The following is a 16,729-nucleotide window of genomic DNA, read 5'->3' on the forward strand; positions in this document are numbered from 1 at the left end:
TGTTGTATAGGTGATTGCAAGGGTAAAAAATTTAGGCTTTTCTGCTGTTTTGTTTCAGTTGAAATTTCGTAAATATACCCTTCAACAATTTGTCAACAATCCCATACATCATGAATCGCAATCCTTCAGAACTCCGTTTAGACCCGTCATTATTGGATAATCTGGTAGCTCAAATTGCTATTATTGATTCCGAAGGGAAGGTATTGAAGACCAATAGTTCCTGGGATACTTTCGGGGACAATACAAGCCATATAGCACGAACTTCTGAAGGAAAAAACTACTTTAATAGCCTGCAAAGAGCTATTGAATATGGTAATGACTATGCTCTCAAGTTACTGTTGGGATTTAAAAAAGTTATCAACGGCACTAAAGAATCTTTTACCCTCTCTTATCCTGATCAGAATAAAGATAACACTTTTTGGTTCAAACAAACCATTCGGCCTTGTCAAGACAAGCAACAATATTTAATAATTAATGAAGATGTCAGTGCTTCCGTAGGAAAAGAGCATCGTCAAAAGCTGCATCAAAGCAGATACCAGATACAATTTGAACAAAGTCTGGATGGTATCCTTATCACTGATACAGACGGAAAAATAATTGATGCCAATCCGGCCGCTTGTAAAATCCTCGGACGTAACCATACGGAACTAATCAACTGTACCAGGAAAGATATTGTTGATGTATCCGATCCGAAGTATCAACAAGCGCTTTCTCAACGAGAAAAATCAGGTGAATACCAGCTTGAAACCACCTTTTTGCATAAAGATGGGAGCGCTATACCTGTTGAAATATCCTCACGCGCATACCGTACCCCACTTGGTAAAGTTCGAGCTATTGTCAGCTTCAAAGATATTAGCCAGCGCAAGAAAATTGAGAGTGACCTGGTAAGAAATAAGCACTTTATTGAATCTATTCTTGATAGTATTCCCGGGGCCTTTTTTGTACTCAATAGCGATAGGGAATTTGTTCGCTGGAATAAAAACATGACGACCAACCTGGGATACACCGATGACGAACTTAAACATACGGATGCTCTTGAATTCGTAATTGATAATGAACGACCTAAAACTCGTCAAGGACTTGAAAAATGTTTGGCCGGTGAAGAACTTACTCTTGAAACACGAGCACTCAATAAAAATGATGAGGTCCGAGATTACTATATAAGTGCCAAGCGATTTATTGAAGATGGCAATAAATATATCGTTGGTGCTGCTCTGGATATGACAACTGAAAAAAGGATTAAGCGAGAGAACCAGCAGACCCAACGCATGCAGCAACAACTTTTTGATAATGCTCCTGTTGGCATAACAATAGTAGACGCCGATAATAATGTTCAGAGTATCAATAAAAGCTTTGAAGAGATTTTCAACTATAGCGAAGAAGAAGTTCTTCAAAAGCCTATTAATGAACTTGTCATTCCCGACCACAAAAAGATTGAGGCGCAAGCAGTCTCCCAAGCAACCTTTGACGGAGAAACCCTAAAAATTAAAAGTGTGCGCTCTACCAAAGATGGCAAAGAAGTCCCCGTTCTGATAGGAAGTGTTCCCGTCAGTCATGAAGGTGAAATCATAGCCATTTATGGTCTCTATGTTGATATCTCGCAGCAGCAAGAGTACCAAAACAAAATTGAAGAGGCTTTAAAAGAAAAAGAAACCCTGTTGGCTGAACTTCATCACCGGGTAAAAAACAACTTGGCGTTAATCAACAGTCTGTTAGAGTTACAAGTTTATGATTCTGATGATCCGGAGTTTAATAAGCAGCTTCAGGATATAAAAAATCGCATCCTGACCATCTCCTCAATTCATGAGACGCTATATAAGAATGGGAAGTTCAATAGTATTCCTTTCCAAAATTTCATTGATGAATTTATTTCTGACAATAACATTCAGCAAAAGCATGGCAATAAAACGATCAACCTTAAGACAGACATAGGATCAACCCGACTGAATATTGACCAATCGATTCCCTGTGGCTTGTTGCTTAATGAAGTGTTATCTCTGCTCAGTGAATTTTCTGATGATACGAACGACTCCACCGATATTAGTATTCGGTTACGGGAATATGGCAAACAAGTACACCTTATCATCGACGGCTACGATATTGTCTCGGACCCAGAACAACTAAAACATAAAGATTCACTGCACAACCTGCTTATTAATCCCCTGACCAAACAGCTGGATGGGCAGATCCTTTGGCCTAACAACAGTTCTTCTTATCAAAAGTTTGAGCTGATATTCACCAAGCAAAATGGAAACGGACCCGCAAGGAATTGGTTACCCCAGACAACCTAATTAAAATATATTGCTAATTAATTTAATTTTCTTAGGTTCATGCTGACCTGTTGTTACAGGCAAAGCAAATAACATTGCTTTTATATTGCCAAACTGGCACAAGTACTGCCATAAGGTAACAGGGGTGACTCCGCACACGTGGAGATAGACCCGCTGGAATTGATCGATAGAGAAAGTGCACAAATACGCGGATTTTATTATCATGGAGATAGCACTCTAACTGAGTTGCACTTTGGGCGGCATGAAGAAAGAATCGGTATGACTGAAAGCTAATAATGAGTAGTGACAAGGAGCTTTTACAAAATGCAATTGAGCAGATTCGCACATATAATGCCGATGAACGATCACCGTATAGTATTGAGCATTTCTTTCTGCGGCTGAATGAGGCCGACCAATCTGAAAATAAGGAGCTCTGGAAAGAACTTCGCAAAGCACTGGCTGAGAGCCAGCAAATTAAGCGGAAGGCTCCAAAGAAGTTTTTTACCCGACTTTATTTTGCAGATGAAGGATATTGGTGGTGGAATCCGGAAGAGTGGTAAATACCCGTCAGCGGTCGATCATCAATCCCAACTGATTTATCATACACCTAGATACCCCTCCATTACGCATCACGCATAACCTCGATACAAGCAGTTTTTATAGGTGGTTAGAAATAAACTCAGCTGGTGATAGTATGGATATATTATTTCCTTTCTTAAAGTCTTTCCTATTCCTGGTAATTATGCCGTTGCAGTCGTTATGTATCGCACAATAATATTGTACTGCATCCTCAAAGTCCTTCCACCCAGATTTCAGAGCACCATCAACAATTGTCTTATCTACTGTAGATATATGTGTAAGCTCCCTAAAAGCACGTATCCTGGTTATCGCATCTTTTGATCCGTACTCTGATCTTGCAAAATAAAATATAGTGCTATAAGAGACAGCCGAAACAGCCGCTTGTATGTTTCCTTCTTCGGCAGCTTGGAATATAAGCCCCGCATCATGCCAAAACTTTTTTCGTTTAAGCAGGGCATCCAAACACACGTTAATATCAATTAAATATTTACTTGCCATTTATTCACTGTATTTTTTTCTGATCTCTTGAGTGACTATTTCTTTATAATCCCCGGCGGGCTCTTTGCCAGAGCGGTTAAGACTTCCAATAATTTTCTCCGTTAATGACCCTGGCTTGGGCGTGAACCCAATATCCTCATCTTTTGCAGCCATTGGACCTAGCTTATCTTCGAATAAATTAGATACGCTAGTGCCATGCTTTTCAGCATATTTTTTAACCCGCTTTATTACTCCTTCCTCAACAGTTAGCGTAAGTTTTTTCTTAGCCATAACATAAATCGTTTCATTTCTGTTATACGTGCAATATAATAATGGACACGTACTAAACCAAGATAAGAAGTGTCATAAACACTTAAAGCTGGTTGTCCTGTTATTTATCACACAGAATACCTCCGCATACGCAGAGATAACTTTCATCACTCACGATCTCAATACCCACAACTCAAAAAACAAAAAAGGCCCTCCGCAAAACGAAGGACCTCTAAACCAGCAGTGATGGGGTTTAACTGCTATGTTTACTCTACCGTAAATTTGACCATAACGATACTACCATTAGAATCCGTAACCGGCGGATCATCAGGATTACTGTCATTGGCATCAAAATCGTAGGTGCCATTACTATTACTGTCGATATGTAACATCGCCCAGAGTTTTTCTCCGGCGGATATACTTTCACCGTCGTTCAGGTCTATCATCACGTCGCCATTGGTACCGGTATAAGTGTCGGCTTTTCCAATAATCCCTGATACATCAGGTGCGTCATTGCCATTACTATCTTGTGTATTACGGTGGATCACCACAAAGCCGCGCTGCTTGGCATTAGCCTCGGCAACAGCGATGTCACTGTCGGCCGTCTGAGCATTAGCAGCTACTTTTGGTGTAGCACCGGAAACAGTAATCTCCGTCATCAGTATGTTTCCATCTACCAGCATTGGTCCATCGAGTCCATTTTGTCCGTCAAATTCATACTCGCCAATAGTACCGGTGTCATAGTGCACCATTGGCCATAACTGTTCGCCATCACTAACTACGGAATCGCCAAATGCAATTTTCACATCGGTATTCATTCCTTTCTCGATCTGTGCTTTTCCAATAATAGGCGGAACATTGGGTCCTGAGCCGGCATCTCGGTGTACTACAACCCAACCATCAGCATCGGCATCAACATCTACCATAATGGAATTATCCATCACCGTTTGATCACTAGCTGTAAGGGTAGATTGGTTTGCTTGTACAGTAAAACTGGTAAGTACAATACTGCCATCTTTGGGTACCGGCTGATCGAGTCCGCTTTGCCCGTCAAACTCGTACTCACCATCAGTTCCGGTATCATAGTGAAGCATTGGCCACAGCTTCTCACCGGTTTCTACCGATTCACCATCATTAAGCGTCACCTGTACGGTTCCATTCGAACCGGCATCTACGGCTGCTTTACCTATGATATCGGGTACCATCGGACCATCACCGGCACTGTTAGAGCGGTGAATAACAATCCATCCTTCTTCCGCAGCATCGACATCTACATTAAAAGTTCCGCCACTGTTCGATTGATTTACCTGGTCATCTGCCATTATCGCGGGATCAGTCTGGCTTATACTAAAGGGCTTGGTAAGCACTTTATCGTCTACGGTAATAGGCTGGTCTGGCGAATCGCCACCGGTGAATTCATATTCACCCTGTGTACCCGTATCTTTATGCAGCATCGCCCATAGCTGCTCGCCATCAGAAACGCTCTCCTCCAGCTGAATAGCTACATCGGTATTGGTTCCGGATTCTAACATCGCTTTACCAATGATATCGGGCACCATCGGGCCATCACCGCTTGAATTGGATCGATGAATAACAACCCAGGCCGATTCTGATACTTTAGCCTCAGGAATGGTTAGCATGTTACCATTCGAGGTCCCTTGATTCTCTACCGATAAGGTAGCAGGATCTTCCATATTCGTGTCGTCTCCGGTCCCGTTGTCACTGCACGACATTATCGGCAACATCAACATTACGGTATATATGAGTAACTTCTTTGTAGAAAACATAATCTGTTATTTTTACTTGTGATTAGTGAAAGTTTTCAACTGTCTATCCTAATACACGTAATAACTTTGGTAGCAGATTTATTTTTTCTCCTTTTTTTTTCAAAACCCCCTTTTACATCCTTTCACAGATAGTGTTCTTGCTTATTTCACAAATCTCTTACATAATAGAAGTACACAAAAAGATTGTTCATCAATGTAATTGAGCTATTCGGTCTTAGCATTTAAACCCAATTAATGTTCTTATGAAAAAGCTGGCAGTACTTCTCCTTGTATTAACATTTTTATGTTCTATAGATACCTTCGCACAAACCAATGAACCCTTTGCCCGATTCCCAACGATAAGCCCCGATGGTTCTACCATTGCCTTTTCTTATCAAGGGGATATCTGGACCGTACCGATTGATGGAGGTCGAGCATGGAGACTAACACTTCATGAGGCATACGAAGCACGACCTCAATGGAATCATAACGGCAACAGCATTGCCTTTACAAGTGATCGTCACGGAAACGATGATATTTTCGTAATGGATGCTAAGGGTAACGACCTAAAAAGGCTTACCCACCATTCAACCTCTGATGAGCTTAGCGGCTGGACACCCGATAATGACCTTATATTTACCTCTGAGCGGGTATTTAACCAAGTGGAATGGGAGCCCGAAATTCATACCGTATCCGCTGAAGGCGGTACCCCCGATCGCTTTTTCGATGCCTTTGGGATGATGGCTACTATGTCTCCGGATGGGCGCTATCTTGTCTTTATTCGGGGATACAACAAGGAGTATCGCAAACGCTATCGTGGTCCGGCCAATAAAGATCTATGGGTGTATGACACTAAAAACGGCACCTATCAGCAGCTAACGGATTTTAAAGGCAACGATATGTATCCCACCTTTACCGGTAACAATACCCTGTACTTTATCAGTGAACGCAGTGGTACACACAATATCTATCGCACAAAATTTACTTCTAACGGCACCTTTGGAAGCAGCCCCCAACAACTTACCGACTTTGAAGGTGATGGGGTACGTTATTTTGACGTCAGTAATAACGGAACTATCGTCTTTGAACGTAAAACGGGACTCTATACTCTTATTGATGATTCGGTCTCACCCCTGGAACTTGACCTTACCCATGATCAACGGTTTTATAACATAGAGCGCAAATCATATTCTGCTGATGCCGAAGAGTTTGCGGTTTCTCCCAGTGGAGATTGGCTCGCCTTTGTTATTGAGGGAGAGATCTTTGTAAAACATAACGACCCTTCCAAACAGCGATCAGTCAAAGTCACGGACCATGCTTTTCGGGATCGCGATGTTACGTTCCTCAATGATTCTACCCTTATTTTTGCCAGCGACCGTAACCGGCAATATGATCTTTACTCATTACAACCTTCTCAAAAAGGCAAAAATGAGCTTTTCGAAAGCCTACAGTTTTCTGTTAGGAGATTAACATCTACCGAAGCTCCCGAAAGAAATCCCGTAGTATCACCGGATGGTAAAAAAGTAGCTTTCAACCGTGGGCGCGGGCAGCTGGTAGTATCAAAAATATCGGGGCGGTCGGAACTGGGAGAAGAAACGACACTGCTTGATACCGGCTGGGCCGAGGCCAGCGATGTAGCATGGAGTCCCGATAATAAATGGCTGGCATACTCCAGACCCGATCTGGATTTTAACCATGAAGTATATATCCATCCGGTTAACAATTCACGTGAGCCCGTAAATGTAAGTAAACATCCTCGTCCCGACCGCAACCCGGTTTGGAGTCCCGACGGAAGCAAGCTCGCTTTTCTTTCAAACCGAAACAATGGGGATAATGATGTTTGGTTTGCCTGGCTTGACAAGCGAGATTGGCAACGCACCGAACTCGATTGGGAAAAAAGTGAAAAACCTGTAGAAGTTACCGAAGAAGAAGCCAATAGTATAACGGTAGATATCGATTTTGATGGATTGTATAAACGCCTAAAACAAGTTACCTCTATGCCCGGTGACGAATCCGGATTGGCTATCTCCAAAGATGGACAAACTTTCTATTTTGTTGGCGATGATACCGACCGCGACCTATACCAAGCTAAATGGGATGGCAGTAAAACCAAAGCACTGACTGAAGGTGGCAAAAGCCCCTATAGCATTAGATTACATGCCAAAAAGAATGCCCTCTACTTTATGAAATCCGGCGGACGAATGGCGCGATATGATCTCGAGAAAAACACGCTTGAAAACCTCCCGCATAAGGCTAAGATGAAGATAAATCATGATAAACAGCGTGAGCAGATTTTCGAAGAAGCTTGGCGAAAGCTCAATGTGAATTTCTATGATCCCAATTTTCACGGTCAAGATTGGGGAGAACTCCATGATCACTACAAGGTCTGGACCCAACAGGTTTCTTCTGATCGTGATTTTGAAGATGTCATGAATATGATGCTTGGCGAACTTAACGCCAGCCATATGGGCTTTTATGGGGATGACCGAGCCGAGACTCAAGAAGTACGAACCGGCCTCCTGGGCGTAGAAGTAACCGATGTATCCAATGGTGTTCGCATTGACCGCATAGTACCAAACGCTCCTGCCGACCGTGAAGTAAGTAAACTAAATACGGGCGAAATCATTACTCACGTTGATGGAGAATCCGTTGCTGAAACCACTAACTTTTATAGTCTACTAACCGACAAAGTAAACACTCCTACGCTGTTGCAGGTAGAAAATAGTGAGGGCAAACAGCGCGAAGTCGTCATTGAACCTACCGGTAGTCTCAGTGACGAACTGTACGAACAGTGGGTCGAGAAACGAAAAGAACTTACCGACAAGTACTCTGACGGTCAGCTCGGGTATATTCATGTTGAAGGGATGAACTGGCCCAGCTTCGAACGCTTTGAACGCGAATTAGTAGCAGCCGGCGAAGATAAAAAAGGCATCGTCATTGATGTACGTTACAACGGCGGGGGCTGGACAACAGACTACCTGCTTACGGTGCTGCAGTATAAACAGCATGCTTATACTATTCCGCGCGGAGCAACTTCCAACCTGGAGAAAAACAAAACTAAATTTCGCGATCATTATCCTTTTGGAGAACGGCTGCCCCTTTCCAGCTGGACCGAGCACGCCATTACCCTATCTAACCAGAATAGCTACTCAAACGCCGAAATTTTCTCTCATGCCTTCAAAAACCTTGACCTGGGAACGCTAGTGGGCGAGGCTACCTTTGGAGCTGTAATTTCAACCGGAGGTGCCGGGCTGATGGGTGGTTCCTATGTACGCCTGCCATTCCGGGGCTGGTATGTAAAAGCAACGGACAAGAATATGGAGTTAGGGCCGGCTGACCCCGATATCGAGCTCAATAATGCCCCCAACTACCGCACTAGAGAAGATACCCAGCTTAAGCGGGCCGTTGATGAATTATTGAACCAGATCAAAAATGAAAAATAATAATTAATCCTATTTCAATTTGTAGGTGCTGTCTGTAGATACGGGCAGTGCCTTTTTTATTGGAATAGCTAACTGGTGGACAGCCAGAAATAAAAAGGGCCTCCTTATTGTCCCCCTCTTGGTAAAAACAATTTCGTTACTGTCTGTTTTTTTACTAATTTTGCTAATTCAATTTTCAGATGAGCAGACATTCAACAACATATCGCCTCTTTACACTATTTACAGCAATATTTCTTGCTGTGAGTATTAGCTTGCCATCCATAGTGGTGGCATCTGTCTATTGTGATATGGAGATGCAACAATCGCCAACAACTACAGCTTCCGATAAACAATGTATGTTGATGGCATACCAATCTAATCAAAATAATTCAGATCAACTGAACCCTGACAGCCAAAATACCAATTGCAGTTGGACGCTAACTTGTGAGATCACCCAAACTGATCTAACAAACAAGACTATCCCAACTGTTAATAAAAAAGCAGTTCAGGCATTCGTTGTTTCGATTGTTGACTTCATTGATACCGAATCGGTGTCCATCCCCACTTTTCTTGCAGATGCCGAACGGAACCAGCAACAGGAATCTCCCCCTCTATTCTTGCTAAATAGCACTTTTCTGAATTAGCATCCTCCCTTCGCTATTTAGGTCTTAACATTTAAAAGACCACTATACGGAATAACTATAGCCGTTAGGCAGTTCTGTACTTCTCATTACTTAAAAACTCACGATTCACAGCTAGTGCTATGCTCGACAAAACCATACGTTTCTTTCTTGAGAACAAACTTATTTCGGTGCTTTTGCTTCTCCTTTTTGTGGGATGGGGCATTTCCGTGGCCCCCTTTAACTGGCAGCTGGATGACATCATCCCGCGCGATCCAGTACCGGTAGATGCCATTCCCGACCTTGGCGAGAACCAACAGATCGTTCATACCGAATGGCCGGGACGTTCTCCACAAGATATTGAAGATCAAATTACCTACCCGCTAACAACAGAGTTACTGGGACTTCCCGGCGTTAAAAGTATACGAAGCAGTTCTATGATCGGCCTCTCCACCATTTATGTAATTTTTGAGGAGGATATCGAATTTTACTGGAGCCGGTCGCGTATCCTGGAAAAACTTAATTCACTTTCTTCCGGGACATTACCTGAGAATGCACAGCCTTCGCTCGGGCCTGATGCCACCGGGCTGGGACAAATATTCTGGTACACCCTGGAAGGACGCGACAATAATGGAGATCCCGCCGGGGGCTGGGATCCGCAGGAACTACGCACAATACAGGATTATACCGTGGATTACGCTCTTTCTTCAGCCCAGGGAGTGGCCGAAGTAGCACCTATCGGCGGATATGTAAAGGAGTTCCAAGTGGATGTCGATCCGGAAGCAATGCAGGTGTACGATATTACCATGCAGCAAATTTTTGAGGCGGTCCGCGGCAGTAATGTCGATGTCGGCGCACGGACTATAGAAATGAATAATGTGGAATATCTAGTGCGTGGACTCGGATACATCAAGAGCCTTGAAGACCTGGAAAAAGCAGTAGTAGTAAGCAGAAATAATACGCCTATTCGCATTCAGGATATAGCACATGTTACACACGGCCCGGCTATGCGCCGTGGTGCTCTCGACAAGTCCGGTGCCGAAGCGGTCGGTGGTGTGGTTGTAGCACGCCAGGGAGAAAATCCACTGCAGGTGATTCAGAATGTTAAAAAACAGATCAGCGAAATTTCCGCAGGTTTACCTTCCAAAACGCTGGATGACGGTACTGAATCAAAGGTTACAATAGTTCCGTTTTATGATCGTACCGAACTTATCATGCAAACGCTGGGAACCCTGGAAGAGGCCCTGTTTTTACAGATTCTGGTGACCATCATTGTGGTTATCGTCATGGTGATGAACTTGCGATCATCGGTCTTGATTTCCGGATTACTCCCCATAGCCGTATTGATGACCTTCATCTCCATGAAGTACGGTGGCGTGGACGCCAATATCGTTGCCCTCACCGGTATTGCCATTGCCATAGGTACGATGGTGGATATGGCAGTGATTCTCACCGAAAACATGATTCGGCATATTAACGAGGCCGGCGATGAAGAACCATTACTGGAGGTAATTTTCAGAGCAACGAGTGAGGTTGCATCGGCCGTGGTTACCGCTGTTTCAACAACTGTTATTAGTTTCTTGCCCGTCTTTACAATGGTAGCCGCCGAAGGAAAACTGTTTATCCCCTTGGCTTATACTAAAACATTCGCGCTGATTGCTTCTATTATTATCTCACTGATTATTATACCGCCTTTTGCCCACTGGTTCTTTTCGGTGCGTATCAAAAAGCGTGCGCTGAAAATTACCTGGAACGGCTTTATCGTTGCGCTGGGATTAGTCAGTCTTTTCTTTTCCGTGCTTCCATGGGCCGGATGGCTGTTATTGCTATTCGGGGTCAACACGCTTACGTCACTCTACTTGGAAACATACGATGAGCGGCAGGCTAACCGGGCCAACAACCTAGTTGCCGCCATCGTCGTCACATGGCTGCTGGCAAAAGCCTGGCTGCCGTTAGGGCCGGAAGTATCCCTGTTTACAAATTTCATTTTTGTTGGCGGTATCGCTGCGGTCTTGATAGGGATCTTTTTCATCTTTATCCATTATTTTCGCCCCATACTACGGTGGGCACTCTATTATCGGAAAACCTTTCTTTCTATCCCGTTAGTGCTGATAATCTTTGGAGTAACCATATGGCTGGGATATGGTACCATGTTCGGATGGGTACAAAAGGGATTTAATTCGGCAGGTCTTCCGGTACAGGAAACAGCAGCGTGGACATCCATGGAAGAAGCCTTTCCCGGACTCGGGGAAGAGTTTATGCCGCCGCTGGATGAAGGTGCTTTTCTGTTGATGCCAACCACCATGCCCCATGTCGGTGTAGAGGAGGCAAAAGATTATATGCAAAAAATTGATATGGCCATTTCATCCATCCCCGAAGTAGATATTGTGGTGGGGAAACTTGGCAGAGCCGAGACCGCGCTGGATCCCGCTCCGGTTTCGATGTATGAGAATATCATCCAGTATAAAAGTGAGTACAAACGAGATGAAAACGGGCGTCGCATCCGATTTGCAGTCAACGATAAAGGCGAATATCTACGCAATGAATCCGGAGAACTCATCCCCGATCCAGACGGGAAGTACTTCCGGCAGTGGCGGGATCATATCCAAAGCCCGGACGATATTTGGAATGAAATAGTTGATGCCAGTCGTGTACCGGGATTAACTTCCGCCCCCAAATTACAGCCGATTGAAACCAGGCAAATAATGTTGCAATCCGGTATGCGTGCTCCCATGGGTATCAAGGTGAAAGGGCCGGACCTTGAAACAATTGAAGCGTTTGGACTTGAGCTGGAGGAGATACTTCGAGGGGTGCCTGAAATACAAAGCCAGGCTGTTTTTGCAGATCGCATAGTCGGAAAACCCTATCTTGAAATTGATTGGGACCGGGAATCTTTAGCTCGTTATGGATTAAAAATTGCAGATGTTCAGCAGTACCTTGAAGTTGCCATGGGTGGCATGGCACTGACCCAAACAGTAGAGGGACGCGAGCGGTACCCGGTACGAGTCAGATATGCCAGGGAATATCGCGACAGTCCGCACGAGATCGAACGTATGTTCATATCTACGTCCTCAGGTACAAACATACCGCTGGGTATGCTCGCAGAAATCAAGTACCGTCAGGGACCACAGGTAATTAAAAGTGAAGATACCTTTTTGACCGGCTATGTGACCTTTGACAGACGGGATGGTTTTTCTGAAGTCGAGGTCGTGGAAGCAGCGCGACAGGTTATCAACGAGAAGATTGAAACGGGTGAACTTTCTGTACCTCCGGGACTCAGTTACGAATTTGCCGGTAATTACGAAAACCAGATCCGGGCTGAGAAACGCCTTTCTGTAGTAATGCCTATTACCCTGCTCATCATCTTCCTTATTCTATATTTCCAATTCCGATCTATCTCGACTACGGCTATGATATTCAGCAGCATATTTGTGGCCTGGGCAGGTGGTTTTATCATGCTTTGGCTGTATGGACAGCCATGGTTTATGAATTTTGAACTATTCGGTACCAATATGCGCGACCTGTTCCAGATGGGAGTTGTAAACCTCAGCGTTGCCGTTTGGGTAGGTTTTATCGCTCTGTTCGGTATTGCTGCAGACGGCGCCGTGGTTATTGCTACATATATTCACCAGCTGGTGGACCGGCATAAACCTGAAAATATCAAGGAGCTACATGAAATTGTCATTAAAGCCGGGAATTTACGTATTCGTCCGACCTTGATGACAACTGCAACCACTACGCTGGCACTGCTGCCGATACTCACCTCAAGCGGCCGGGGATCTGATATTATGATTCCCATGGCCATTCCCACCTTTGGCGGCATGATGGTTGCTATTGTCACGCTTTTTGTGGTGCCCGTACTCTATGCCGTCTGGCAGGAATCCAAGTGGAAAATGCAAGAAAAAATAAAGCAGTTGCCATTGACAGGTAGTAATGGCAATACCAATGAATCAAACTAGGGACAGAATGGAAATGTTATTGACAATCATAAAAGATTCAGAGATCACATCCCCCTATTCACTGAAAAAGCACAGTGAATTTTCCCCCTTCGAAGGGGGACAGGGAGATCTCCTTTCTGAAAAGGGACTCATTCTTAGAAAATTTGGCTATAAAGTATTATTGCTAATCCTTTTAATGGCATGGGGAATTAGTCAGTCTCTTCAAGCACAGGATCATTCTTCACCGGGATCAGATAAAGCAGTCGAAGATAGCCTGGCCTTAAACCAGCATATACAACAGGCGTTAGCCAACAACCCACGTATTGAAGCCTTATTTCAGCAATACTATGCCCGGCTGGAACAAGTTCCCCAGGTAGGAGCCCTGCCCGATCCCGAAATAATGTTCCAGTACCATATTAATCCAATGAGGCAGAGTAATCCCCTGACCCAAACCACCGTAAGTGCCAAACAGATGTTTCCTTGGTTCGGGACGCTCAGTAAACGAGAAGAACAGGTGGAAAAGGTGGCTGGCATAGAGTGGACGACTTTTGAAAAGGCTCGTAATGAGATCGTTCAAAAAGTAAAAAAGCGCTGGTACCGTCTACATGAATTGCACCACCATTTAATGATCTATAGACAGAACAGGGATTTACTGGGTCAGCTAGAACGGCAGGTGCAAAGGCAATATGAAAGCGGGGATGTGAGCCACGTAGATCTGCTTCGGATCCAAATTGAACAAGATAACCTGGAAACGAAAATTGTAAATACCGAAGAGGAACTGGAGGTAATGAAAGTTCAATTTAACTCATTGCTGAATCGACCGGAAGAGACAGCGATTCAAGTACCGGATAAGATATTTACCTCAAAACTTAAAAAAAGTGAAGAGCGCCTGCGCCAAATAATTTATGATCGCAATCCCGAGCTTCGCGGAAAGGAGCTTCAAGAAGAAGCAGCTCTTGTTGCTGAGGAACAGGCGCGACTCGAGGGGCGGCCATCATTTGGTCTCGGGCTAACGGTTATGAATAAAAACTACATGTATATGCCTCTGATGTCGGGCGATCGAGCGGGATTAACCGGATCGCTAACCATACGTCTTCCACTATCGCGCTCCAAATATCGCGCTCAACGGAAAGAAGCCCGCATTAAAGCTCGAATCGCACGCGAAGAACAGCAGGAAGTTACAAACCGTCTGACCGCTAAAGCAGAATCTCTGTTGCAGCAGTATCGTGATGCCGAACGCAGAATCGCTCTGCACGAAGAACGAGTGATTCCCAAAACACGTCAGGCTCTTAAAATAGCATTGTCTGAATATGCCGGGGGACGAGGCAACTTTGAGCAAATTATCCAGTTACAACAGCAGTTGCTGAAATATGAAATGAAGCTTAACACCGCCTACGTGGAACAAAATATAGCCACTGCTAAAATAGAGGCTCTCACTGGGGCATATAATGCAACACCGGAAGAGATAGAAACTGAATAATAAATAGTACGGACGTACCATGGTACGTCCCGACAAAACAATTTAAAAATTATGAAATCTCTAAATATCAAACAGACAGGAAAGATAGTCGGAATTCTATTGGCAGGCTTTTTCCTGGGATGGCTGTTCTTTGGCGGCACTGCCGGAGAAAAGGCAACAAGTATAGATCAGCATGTGGAAGAAACCCATACCGATGAGGAGGGAAATATCGTCTACACCTGTAGTATGCATCCCCAGATCCGACGCAATGAACCGGGCGATTGTCCCATTTGTGGCATGGAACTTATCCCCGTCGACCAGGCAGATAAGCAGGAAGAAACAGTCTTTACCATGACTGATGCTGCCGTTAAACTGGCAGAAATTCAAACGACTACTGTTGAGCGGCGCATTCCTAAACTGGAGGTTCGCCTTCCGGGACGTGTAGCTGCCGACGAACGAAGGGTCTCCTCTATTACTGCACAGTTTCCGGGACGAATAGAGGATCTTTATGTAGATTTTACCGGGATCTTCGTTAAAAAAGGGGAACCATTGGCTACCATCTATTCTCCGGAACTGATTTCTGCACAGCAAGAACTGCTCGAGGCAGCCAGAAACAAGCAAACCAATTCTGGATTGTATGAATCAACCCGCAGAAAGCTGCGCCTGTGGGGACTCCCTAAAAGTGAAATTCAACGAATCGAATCTTCCGGAGAAGTAACTGATGCCATACCTATCGTTGCTACACGCAGCGGGTATATTACCAAAAAGAATATAGATGCAAAGGATTATGTGAATGAAGGAACCGTAATGTATAAAATTGCCAATTTCTCAACACTCTGGGTGTTGTTCGATGCCTATGAAACTGATATCGGTGCCATAGATCAAGGAGATTCAGTTGATTTCACCGTTCGCAGTTATCCCGGAAAAACCTTTAAAGCAAAAATTACCTATGTCGACCCATTTATCAATCCACAAACGCGAACGGCCCGCGTTCGAGCAGAAGTTGATAATACGGATGGCAACTTAAAGCCAGAAATGCTGGCCAGGGGCATAGTAAGCGGAACTACTGATAATCAAGAGAAACTCGTGGTACCTAAATCAGCTGTTATGTGGACCGGCAAACGCTCTATTGTTTTTGTGAAACAGCCGAATAGTGAGGTTCCCACTTTTGAACCGCGACTGGTAACGCTGGGGCATCGTGCCGGCAATTACTACATCATAGAAGAAGGAGTTGAAGAAGGGGAGCAAGTTGTTACCCACGGCAACTTCAAGCTCGACAGCGCCGCTCAACTGGCTGATAAACTCAGCATGATGAATCGCGCGCCTAATAATGAAATCAATGCACCTAGCAACATTAAAAGTGATAACAAAGGAGCAGTGGACCAAAATGAAGTGGAAACGAATTCCCCGCAGACCTTAGCTACCGAGCAATATTCCGACATTAATAAAGAACAAGTGCCTGATGCCTTCAAAAAACAACTAAATAAACTTGTAGATTCCTACCTCAAAATAAAGAATGCATTAACTGAAGATGATCTAAAAAGAGCCTCATCAGCACTTAAACAGCTGCAAAATTATCACTCAAATATTGATATAACTATGATTGAAGATCAGAAGCAGCAAGAAGTGTGGACAACCCTGCATAACATAGCCGAAAAACATATTAATACTCTCAGACTGACGGAAAATATCACCGACTTTAGAGACCAATTTACACTGCTTTCGGAAGCTCTGGGGAAAACCTTCTCTGTATTTGGGGTTAATCGTACGCTGTACCTGCAATACTGCCCCATGGCTTCTAAACAGGAAGGCGGCTATTGGTTGAGTGAAGAGAAAAAAATAGTCAATCCTTATATGGGGAAAAAAATGCCGGGATGTGGCAATACAGAAGCAGTTATTTAGTCAGATTATTAAGTTACAAGTATGGA

At 44.2% G+C, this 16,729-nt stretch carries 10 protein-coding genes; 7 read left to right on the top strand and 3 right to left on the bottom strand.

Annotated features, from left to right (window positions below):
• Positions 1 to 110: 110 nt before the first annotated feature.
• Both G3569_RS04920 and G3569_RS04925 read left to right on the top strand, forming a co-directional pair.
• The gene (locus G3569_RS04920) at positions 111 to 2,291 is read left to right on the top strand and encodes a PAS domain S-box protein (RefSeq protein WP_165266664.1); all 2,181 of its coding nucleotides are present in this window, start codon (positions 111 to 113) and stop codon (positions 2,289 to 2,291) included.
• Between the two features lie 275 nt (positions 2,292 to 2,566).
• Positions 2,567 to 2,830: a hypothetical protein gene (locus G3569_RS04925; protein ID WP_165266666.1), complete on the top strand. Its 264-nt coding sequence runs from the start codon at positions 2,567 to 2,569 to the stop codon at positions 2,828 to 2,830.
• 97 nt (positions 2,831 to 2,927) lie between these two features.
• On the opposite strand, the gene G3569_RS04930 is transcribed toward G3569_RS04925, so the two are convergent.
• From G3569_RS04930 to G3569_RS04940, 3 genes are all read right to left on the bottom strand, one after another.
• Positions 2,928 to 3,347 carry a type II toxin-antitoxin system VapC family toxin gene (locus G3569_RS04930; protein WP_165266668.1) on the bottom strand — a complete coding sequence of 140 codons (420 nt, stop codon included), beginning with the start codon at positions 3,345 to 3,347 and terminating at the stop codon, positions 2,928 to 2,930.
• Positions 3,348 to 3,617 carry a DUF6364 family protein gene (locus G3569_RS04935; RefSeq protein ID WP_165266670.1) on the bottom strand — a complete coding sequence of 90 codons (270 nt, stop codon included), beginning with the start codon at positions 3,615 to 3,617 and terminating at the stop codon, positions 3,348 to 3,350.
• 245 nt (positions 3,618 to 3,862) lie between these two features.
• Positions 3,863 to 5,383: a DUF7282 domain-containing protein gene (locus G3569_RS04940; RefSeq protein WP_165266672.1), complete on the bottom strand. Its 1,521-nt coding sequence runs from the start codon at positions 5,381 to 5,383 to the stop codon at positions 3,863 to 3,865.
• 242 nt (positions 5,384 to 5,625) lie between these two features.
• Here G3569_RS04940 and G3569_RS04945 point away from each other — a divergent pair, with 242 nt between their 5' ends.
• The 5 genes from G3569_RS04945 (at position 5,626) to G3569_RS04965 (ending at position 16,703) form a co-directional block, all read left to right on the top strand.
• A complete protein-coding gene (locus G3569_RS04945; RefSeq protein ID WP_165266674.1) occupies positions 5,626 to 8,805 on the top strand; it encodes a S41 family peptidase in 3,180 nt (1,059 codons plus the stop codon).
• Between the two features lie 179 nt (positions 8,806 to 8,984).
• Positions 8,985 to 9,428, top strand: a complete 444-nt coding sequence (locus G3569_RS04950) for a hypothetical protein (protein ID WP_165266676.1) — start codon at positions 8,985 to 8,987, stop codon at positions 9,426 to 9,428.
• Between the two features lie 119 nt (positions 9,429 to 9,547).
• Positions 9,548 to 13,363 (top strand): efflux RND transporter permease subunit, encoded by a 3,816-nt coding sequence (locus G3569_RS04955; protein WP_165266678.1) that lies wholly within the window; start codon positions 9,548 to 9,550, stop codon positions 13,361 to 13,363.
• A gap of 7 nt (positions 13,364 to 13,370) precedes the next feature.
• Positions 13,371 to 14,822 (top strand): TolC family protein, encoded by a 1,452-nt coding sequence (locus tag G3569_RS04960; protein ID WP_165266680.1) that lies wholly within the window; start codon positions 13,371 to 13,373, stop codon positions 14,820 to 14,822.
• A 51-nt stretch (positions 14,823 to 14,873) separates the two neighbouring features.
• Positions 14,874 to 16,703 carry an efflux RND transporter periplasmic adaptor subunit gene (locus tag G3569_RS04965; RefSeq protein ID WP_165266682.1) on the top strand — a complete coding sequence of 610 codons (1,830 nt, stop codon included), beginning with the start codon at positions 14,874 to 14,876 and terminating at the stop codon, positions 16,701 to 16,703.
• Positions 16,704 to 16,729: the final 26 nt, after the last annotated feature.

The sequence above is a fragment of the Fodinibius halophilus genome, from assembly GCF_011059105.1.
GTDB classification, from domain to species: Bacteria; Bacteroidota; Rhodothermia; order Balneolales; family Balneolaceae; genus Fodinibius; species Fodinibius halophilus.